At 59.7% G+C, this 7,378-nt stretch carries 8 protein-coding genes; all 8 read right to left on the bottom strand.

What is annotated here, in order from left to right; translation table 11 throughout:
- Window positions 1-320: 320 nt before the first annotated feature.
- Window positions 321-1,244 carry a fimbrial protein gene (locus DBY73_RS18460; protein ID WP_112012503.1) on the bottom strand — a complete coding sequence of 308 codons (924 nt, stop codon included), beginning with the start codon at window positions 1,242-1,244 and terminating at the stop codon, window positions 321-323.
- Window positions 1,245-1,254: 10 nt separating this feature from the next.
- Window positions 1,255-1,809, bottom strand: a complete 555-nt coding sequence (locus DBY73_RS18455) for a fimbrial protein (protein WP_112012502.1) — start codon at window positions 1,807-1,809, stop codon at window positions 1,255-1,257.
- Between the two features lie 9 nt (window positions 1,810-1,818).
- Window positions 1,819-2,340 (bottom strand): fimbrial protein, encoded by a 522-nt coding sequence (locus tag DBY73_RS18450; protein ID WP_112012501.1) that lies wholly within the window; start codon window positions 2,338-2,340, stop codon window positions 1,819-1,821.
- Window positions 2,341-2,349: 9 nt separating this feature from the next.
- Entirely contained in the window at window positions 2,350-2,847 is a 498-nt protein-coding gene (locus DBY73_RS18445) for a fimbrial protein (RefSeq protein ID WP_181573256.1), read from the bottom strand.
- A 10-nt stretch (window positions 2,848-2,857) separates the two neighbouring features.
- On the bottom strand, window positions 2,858-3,451 hold the full coding sequence (locus tag DBY73_RS18440; RefSeq protein WP_112012499.1) for a fimbrial protein: 594 nt from the start codon (window positions 3,449-3,451) through the stop codon (window positions 2,858-2,860).
- Between the two features lie 5 nt (window positions 3,452-3,456).
- Complete coding sequence (locus DBY73_RS18435) at window positions 3,457-4,215, bottom strand: fimbria/pilus periplasmic chaperone (RefSeq protein WP_181573257.1); 759 nt, start codon at window positions 4,213-4,215, stop codon at window positions 3,457-3,459.
- A 75-nt stretch (window positions 4,216-4,290) separates the two neighbouring features.
- Window positions 4,291-6,792, bottom strand: a complete 2,502-nt coding sequence (locus DBY73_RS18430; RefSeq protein ID WP_112012497.1) for an outer membrane usher protein — start codon at window positions 6,790-6,792, stop codon at window positions 4,291-4,293.
- Window positions 6,792-7,349: a fimbrial protein gene (locus DBY73_RS18425; protein WP_112012496.1), complete on the bottom strand. Its 558-nt coding sequence runs from the start codon at window positions 7,347-7,349 to the stop codon at window positions 6,792-6,794. The genes DBY73_RS18430 and DBY73_RS18425 overlap by 1 nt, the downstream gene beginning before the upstream one ends.
- Window positions 7,350-7,378: the final 29 nt, after the last annotated feature.

Below are 7,378 nucleotides of genomic sequence, written 5' to 3'. Positions count from 1 at the left end.
AACAAATCACTCTGTTTATTTAGAATCAATTAAAACCATCTTCATATACTCCTTCCGTAAGCTGAAAAATAGTATATGATTCACATCTTCAAATTAGGCTAAATCTGACGCTGATAGGCATTTTAACGCGTACCGTTAAAAAAATTGCGGAACATCCTTGTCCGCCAATAAAGCAATGTCCTCACGCTACATGAATAGTCACTTCATTTCGGAGTCGAACCTGTCGTAAACCGTGATTCCATTTCCCCCCGACTCAATCCATGGCCAAAATTTAACATATATCCAGGAAACCACTCTATCAAAAAACGCCACTTAGCCCGTCAGTACTGCGTCAGAATCATCGTTGCCGATGCGGAAAATGATCCGGTAGTAATATTCTCGTAGCTGACCGAAGCCGGTTTCACCGGCGTAAAGCTTAGCGGCACGCTTATACTCCCATTCGTAACGCTGATCTTCTGGCTATCGCCGTTGGCGACCGCATTTCCATTCCAGCGCATTTCCACGGCCAGATTATCATTATTGGTTTTAATCGCCTTATTATTCCACGAAGGAGACATCAGGCTCATCTTGACATCAAAATCCACAGCGTGCGCCGCGTCACAAACAATATTGAAATCTTTTCTCACCGTTTGCGATGACGTCCCGCCTGAGACAATATCCCCGCGCTCAATCTGCCCTAAATCGACGTTAAAGGTCGAACCAGACATCACGCTGCAGGTTGAGGTATTAATATCCGCATCGTTCGACGCGTAGAGGGTCCAGGTATAGTTATGGCGTTCGCCTTTATTATTGGTCTGCACGAATCGCAGGCTCCCCAGCTTATCGCCGGTTTTGATGTGAATCTCCTCCCCGAGCGACGTCAGCTCAAAATAGAGCACCACCGGTAATTGTCTGGATTCACCGTTGTTCAGATCGAAGATTTTCGTTTCGGCTACCGGCGCAGGATGATCGGTTCCCGAAATCGTGACGCCATATTTGAGGTTTTTAAAAATACCGCTTTCAAGCTTTACCCCGTCGGCCCCCATCCACATGGTGTCGATCCAGCCGTCCTGCCCCGCCGTATTCTTGCAGGTAATTTGGGGCGCCAGATCGACGATGCTGTTTTTACCGGTATTCACATCGGAGCTGACGTTAATATGGATATCGGCGTCGCCGCCGTGCCAGCCAATCGTGTCGCATTCATAGGCCGACGCCGCCACGCTTTTCAGCAGCAGAAGCGCCAGTAGCGGCATTGTTATCTTCATAAGATTTTCCCTAAGGATAATTAAGCTCAAACGTCGCCAGCGCGCTAAACTCGCCGCGGCGCAGGGTTTTGTTGGCGAGCGCGCCCGGCTCACCCATCACGTACCCCTCCAGCGTCAGCTCGCTGGTGCCGCTCTGGAGTGAAAAGGCAGGCACCGTCTGGTTAAACGGTAAAGGCGTGCCGTCCGGCAGCGACATGCCGATGGCCAGGCCGCTATCGGCGGGAGACGTCACGGCCAGCAGGCCGGGAAGCTCCCCGCTCTCCGCGCCCTTAAAGGTCACCTCAACCTGGTTGCCCAGCGTCAGGTCGCACTCTTTAAGCCTGATAACGAACGGCTGCGCGTGGGTGCGGGTATGTAAATAGAGGTACGTGTCGATTACCGTACCAAAATCGAGGGTAATGGCCGCGGAGGCGGGATCGAGCTCGCAGGGATCGGCCACCAGCTGGCCGTCAAACCGCAGATTGTTATTCACCTCTTCTAGGCCGCCCTCCGCCGCGTAGGCGGCGTGGGTGGCGATGAGCAACAGTAATCCCAGCGCCCCGCGCCGCGTGTAGAGTGTGTTCATGCTGTTTCCTTACAGGTATTCCGCCAGCAGCGTCGCGGTTGCGCTAAACGCGCCTTCGCTCAGCTCGCTGACGTTCGGATCTTTTACCGGCACCGCCTCCAGGGTTGGCGGATTTTGATAGGTAATATCCAGCGCCTTGTTGATCTCAAACGGCTGCCCGTTCTGCAGGATCTTGATCCCCAGCCCCGGGGCGTTGGTGCTGAGCGCGCTGGCGTCAAAGGAGGCGGCGCTGCCCTTCACAATCATGGTCAAACGCCAGGTCGGATCGATGTCATCGCAAACCAGCTGGTAGCCAATGGTCTGCCTGTAGCGCTGACCGTCCACCTTGTGGATACCGACATTGTCGAAATGAATGCTCAGGTCACGGTCGTTATTGATGTGGCAGGGGTGGATTTTCAGCGTGCCGTGAAACGCGATGTCGCTGCTGTCTCCGGTCGCGGCGGCGAAAGCAGGCCCGCAGGCACAGAGGGCCAGGGTAAAAATTGCGCCGCGCAGACGCGTCCGGCTGCGAATAAAGGGGGTGTGAATCATCGTCTCGCCTCAGTTGTAGGCCACTTTCAGGGTTGCCGTGGCGTTAAACGCCTGGCCGTCCTGAAACCGGGCGCCGCTCGCTTTTTCCAGCACCGCATACAGCGAGGGCGGGCTGCTGCTGTCAAAATCGATCCAGCGATTAAGCGGCAGGGTCGCGCTGCCGTTTTGGATCTTTATCGTCAGCCCGCTGGCATCGGTTTGCAGCCTGCTGGTATCGCCGCCCGCGGCCGTGCCGGATACCTGCATCTGCACCGTTTTGCCGTCCGGGTCGCCCTTGCAGTTCACCTGATACGGGATCGCCTGGCGATACGCGGTCCCCACGATCTCATTGATGTACACATCGCCAAATTCGACCCTAATCGGCTCGCTGCTGGAGAAGGTACAGGACGCGGTCGCAATCACCTCGCCGGTAATGGCGATGTCCACGTTGCTGGCCCCCGGCCCGGCGGTCGCGCCGGCGGCGGCCAGCAGCATCAGCGCGCTCGCGACGCGGCTTAGACGTTTCATGAGGCGCTCCTTAGTCATAGTCCAGTTCAAATCCTACCGTCGCGCGCCACTCGCCGGACGACAGCGCCTGCGCCGTGCGTTCCGGCTGCACGCGGTACAGCAGCGCACCGTTTCCCGGCACGATGAAATGCGGCACGCCGCGCTGGCCGAGACGAACGTCGCGGCCCTCGCTGTCGGTGATGCGCAGGCCCATCCCGCTTACGCCGTTGACCTTGACCAGCTCGGGCGTATCCGAATCGGCGGGAGCAGTAAAGGTCACGCTGACCATTGGCTGCACGCGATCCCAGTAGCGGTTGCCCGTGCGCATATCAAGCATGTTACCGCCGACGTGGACGCAGTCGCGCAGCCGCAGGATAAACGCCTGCGCTTCCCCGCGCGCGCCGGTCTTTTGCAGCAGCGACGTGGTGATGCGCCCCATATCGATCTCCTGATTTTGCGAGACCATATCGAGGCGGCAGGCGCCCTCTACAAACTCGCCATAGACGTGCAGCTCGCCGTGCTGCCCTTCCACATCCCAGCCGTCCGCATCGGCGAAGGCCGGCATTGCCGGGCCGAGGGCGCTGGCGAAAAGCAGCACCGCGGCGCGTGTTGTCGTTTCATTCATCGTGCTTATCCTGCCCTGCTGTCCACAACCCGGCAAACGTCGTGCGCGCAGCTGAACATCAGCTTTGGCCGACCGCCGTAGTCATTAATCCAGGTCATGATGGGCTTACTGCCGAGCTCTCCCGCCTTCACGGTGAGCGGCGATTCAGAAAACGGGGCAATCATCACCGGATCAAACCCGGCAATGGGCGCGCCGCCCGGCTGTTTGTACGCTGCAGCCAGCGTCACGTAGTACGGACTGGGGTTGCTGACGCGGTAGCCTTCACCGTGACGGGTCAGGACCAGCTTTTTCTGCCAGAGATCCGGGGCCTTATCGCGGTCAAGCTGCAGCGCGGCCGGGCGGTAGAAAAGCTTGATGCGCGTTTGCAGCGCAATCTGCAGGGTATTGGCCTTGCTGCTTTTGGGCGGAATTTCGCGCAGGTTAAAGTAGAAGATGGATTCCCTGTCCTGCGGCAGCGACCGGGCATCGTCGGTAAGCTGCAGCTTTACCTGCCCCTTCCCCACGGGCTCTACCCGCTGCAGCGGCGGCAGCGCCGCCAGCGGCCCGCTGATTTTGTTCCCCTTTTCGTCCTCAATCCACGCCTGCGCCAGGTAGGGCAGCGCCTTGTTCTGGTTGGTGATGTTCAGGCTCATCGATCGGTTTGCGCCGTTGAACACGGCCCGCGTGCGGTCGAGCGTAACGGCCGCCTGCACGCTCTGGCAAAGCAGCCCGGAGATCAGCACTGCACCAATCCCCGTGAGCGATAAATGATGATTCATATGGATATACTTGCTGTTGTTGAGCCATCGCAAAGTACGGTGGCCCGGTTGTTTTTCCCGCGGTCGCGGAGGGCTGAAATGCTATATCTGCTGCGGTTGGCAGGTTAACGGCAGAATGCGGACGTCGGTCGGCAGGGGCTTCGGCAGCGTCACGACGCACTGCGTTTGCCCATCCCACATCACCCGCATCGACTCTCCGCTGACCATCCCCGTGAGCCATACCATGCCGTCATCGTCGACGATCCCGGCCTGGCCCTCGCGATGGCTGAGCACCGTCGCGCCGAACGGTGGAACGCTGCCGTTCGCAAGACGCAGCCGCACCATCGCCTTTTCGCCGGCAATCATGCCAAAGCGGCGATAGCCGATGGCCCCTTCCGTCAGCGTCCCCTGCACTACCGACCGCGTTGCCTCGACGTTGTCGGCCAGGTTGTTCACGTCCACGCTGACGCTGCTGCGGTAGCCATTGCTGATATCCGCCACCACCGCCTTGCCAAAGCGGTTCGTCTGCGTTTCCGCGCCGTATCCGCGGACGGGGACCCCGGCAATGCCCGCCGTATCAACCATCATGCGCGTCCCGCCCATGCTGCTCACCCGGTGCATCGCCACGCCCTCCGGCGTCGCCGTCAGGCCGCCCTGAATCGCGCCGCCCCAGGAACGATATCGCCCCTCTTCATAGGTGGTATTGGCGGTCATCTCGGCAACGTCGCCCTTGTGCGTAAAGTACCCGCTGCTGACCGCCCGGCCCTGCCGTGCAACCCCGGCCTTAATCCGGTAGGTATTGTTTGCGTCAATGGTGTCGAAATAGCCGACCGTCGCCCCGTTGCCTGAACTGCCCGCCTGACCGTCGACGTTGAGCGTGCCCCCGTTGCCCCACGGCACCGAGAGGCTAAGATAGGCGCCATCGTCGCGCGTGTGGTTATAAAGGGTGCGGTAGGCCGACAGGGTCAGGCCAAGGTTTTTAAGCTCTCCGGCATCGAAAAAGCGCGATAGCGAGAGGTTGTAGGTATCGTTATCCGGGCGGTCCCAGTAGGTCTGGTGGCTGTAGTTCACGTAGGCGCTCAGCCCCAGCTGCCGAAACTGCTTGTTAAACGCAATGGTGTAGAGCTCTTTGTTGTTATTCCCCGCGATGCCGTGATAGCGCGCGTTTAAATACTCGGCCATGTTCATAAAGTTACGCTGCGAGAAGCGATAGCCCGCAAAGGTGACCTGGCTGTCGTATTCGTCAAAGCGCTTGGAGTAGCTGAGGCGCCAGGAGCCGCCGGACCGGCTGCCGGTCTGCGGCAACACCGCACGCGACTCGGTGAAGTCAAACGAGACCGCCCCCAGGGCCAGCAGGTCACGCCCGACGCCGGTCGCCAGCGCGTTATAGTCGCCCGCCAGCAGGCTGCCGCCGTAGAGCGACCAGCCGTTGTTGATCCCCCACGAAAACTCCCCCGTGGCAAATCCTGGCCCCACGCTGTTGTGGCGGTAGTCCGACGGCTTGCCCAGCGCCAGCTTGTAACGCACCATCCCCGGACGCGTCAGGTAGGGAATATTGGCGGTATCCATCTGGAAATGGCGAACGGTGCCGTCCTGCTCCTGTATCTCCACGTCCAGCGTACCGGAAACCGCCGTGTTCAAATCCTGAATGCGAAACGGACCTGCCGCCACGGTCGTTTCGTGCAGCACGCGTCCCTGCTGGCTAATCGTGACCTTCGCGTTAGTCTTCGCCACGCCGACCACCTCCGGCGCATAGCCGCGCAGGTTGGGCGGCAGCATATTGTCATCCGACTCCAGGCTGCTTCCCGTGTAGCGGAAACTGTCAAACAGCCCCGAGTTGAGATAGTTCTCCCCCATCATCAGCTTCGACTTCAGCGACGGCAGCGCCCGCCACGCGTAGTAGCGACTCCACGCCCACTCGCGCTGGTTGTCCTGATACATCCCGTCGCTATGGCTATAGCGCGCCTGCCAGTCCGCGCGCACCCGCCAGCCGCCGACGTTAAATCCGGTCGTGCCGTTGCCCGTTAGCGATTTCATCTCGCGGCGGCTCCCCGTCGCATACCGCGAGGACTGGCCGTTGAGGTTATAGTCAAAAATGGCCCCGCCAATCCCCTCATCCCAGCTGCCGGGAGGATCCCAATTCTCGGCGGTGTATTCGAGGTAGGCCTGAGGAATGCTCAGGTAAAGGGTGTTTGATCCCAGGTCCGCGCGCTGGCTGGCCCCCGGCAGGCTCGCCAGCTGCAGGCAGGTGCCGTCATGCCACCAGGTGAGCGAACTTTGCAGCGTGGATTTAAGCCCAAGCTGCGCCACGAGGTCGCGCGTCAGGCACGCCTCGCTGCCCTTTGGGTCATCGTCCGGCGCCAGAAAACCGAGCGGCTGTTCGGGCAGCTCGGTTTTGTTCAGGCGAACCACCATCTGGTACTTTCCCGGCATAATAAAACCGGCGCGGGAAAACTGACTCAGGTCGATATGCGCCCGATCGCTGACGTCCAGCACGTCGGTATTAAACTGAATGCTTTGCGCCGCATACCCCTTAGTCATTCCTCCCTGCAGAGCCAGGCTGACCACCACCGCAATGCCCGAAAAGTTAAAAACGTGCCTCATCAAAAATAATCCAGTTTGAAACGCACCGTCGTCTGGTACGCACCCGCGCGCAGCTTCTGGTGGTTACCCACCAGCCGCAGGCTGTAATCAAGGCGCATGGTGCCAGGCTGTAGCTGCCCCGACGAAGAGGCGATACCCGGCTGCATGCGGTTGCCTGCGGCGTCCAGAATTTCCAGACCGATCCCGCGGGCCTCGCCGCGAAGCGCGAAGAGCGAGCCATCGGTGATGGCCCCGTCGAAGGTGACGCGAAAATGTGACCAGTCAGGATGGTTTGGCAGCATCGGCTCCAGCGCGCAGTTCTCGAGGTGAATGCTGAACGGCTTTGATGGCCCGACCCCGGCATTGATGATCTGATCCAACGGCATCGTGATGAGGTCGATCGCCTGATCGCGGCTATCGACCTTGATCGCGCAGGGCGTATCGATAATCGCCCCCTGCATGCTGACCTTGCCATGCCCCTGGCCGGTGGCGTTCGCCGCCGCTGCGCCCGCGCAGACGAAGGGCAACGTCAGCCACAGCAGCCGCACAGGCGTGACAAATGAAGCGCTACGTTTCATAGATTTCCCGCAAAAAACCGAACCAGACG

This window comes from Enterobacter sp. RIT418, assembly GCF_003057745.1.
Classification (GTDB): Bacteria; Pseudomonadota; Gammaproteobacteria; order Enterobacterales; family Enterobacteriaceae; genus Enterobacter.
This window is presented reverse-complemented; position numbering and strand designations above follow the sequence as displayed.

Coding starts and splice junctions, on each gene's coding strand:
- DBY73_RS18460 (WP_112012503.1), bottom strand. CDS start 1,244: ATGAAGATAACAATGCCGCTACTGGCGCTTCTGCTGCTGAAAAGCGTG.
- DBY73_RS18455 (WP_112012502.1), bottom strand. CDS start 1,809: ATGAACACACTCTACACGCGGCGCGGGGCGCTGGGATTACTGTTGCTC.
- DBY73_RS18450 (WP_112012501.1), bottom strand. CDS start 2,340: ATGATTCACACCCCCTTTATTCGCAGCCGGACGCGTCTGCGCGGCGCA.
- DBY73_RS18445 (WP_181573256.1), bottom strand. CDS start 2,847: ATGAAACGTCTAAGCCGCGTCGCGAGCGCGCTGATGCTGCTGGCCGCC.
- DBY73_RS18440 (WP_112012499.1), bottom strand. CDS start 3,451: ATGAATGAAACGACAACACGCGCCGCGGTGCTGCTTTTCGCCAGCGCC.
- DBY73_RS18430 (WP_112012497.1), bottom strand. CDS start 6,792: ATGAGGCACGTTTTTAACTTTTCGGGCATTGCGGTGGTGGTCAGCCTG.
- DBY73_RS18425 (WP_112012496.1), bottom strand. CDS start 7,349: ATGAAACGTAGCGCTTCATTTGTCACGCCTGTGCGGCTGCTGTGGCTG.